General features: G+C 67.2%; 1 pseudogene. It reads left to right on the top strand.

Annotated elements, in window-relative coordinates:
* Positions 1 to 399, top strand: a pseudogene (locus LPA54_RS41050) (signal recognition particle protein); the annotation flags it as partial.

Genomic DNA, 399 nt, shown 5'->3' with positions numbered 1-399 from the left:
ATGCAGCAGGCCGCGGACATCTGGGACGCCGTCAGCCCTGACGAGATCCTGTTCGTCGTCGACGCCTTGATCGGCCAGGACGCCGTCAACACCGCCGAGGCCGACCGCGACGGCGTCGGCTTCGACGGCGTGGTGCTGTCCAAGCTCGACGGTGACGCCCGCGGTGGCGCCGCCCTGTCGATCCGGCAGGTCACCGGCAAGCCGATCATGTTCGCGTCCAACGGCGAGAAGCTCGACGACTTCGACGCCTTCCACCCGGACCGGATGGCCTCCCGCATCCTCGACATGGGTGACCTTCTCACCCTGATCGAGCAGGCGGAGAAGACGTTCAGCCAGGAAGAGGCCGAGCGGATGGCCTCCAAGCTGGCGTCGAAGAAGGGCCAGGACTACACCCTGGAC

Origin of the sequence: Streptomyces sp. DH12 (genome assembly GCF_020873895.1) — a bacterium.
GTDB lineage: Bacteria > Actinomycetota > Actinomycetes > Streptomycetales > Streptomycetaceae > Streptomyces.
This window is presented reverse-complemented; position numbering and strand designations above follow the sequence as displayed.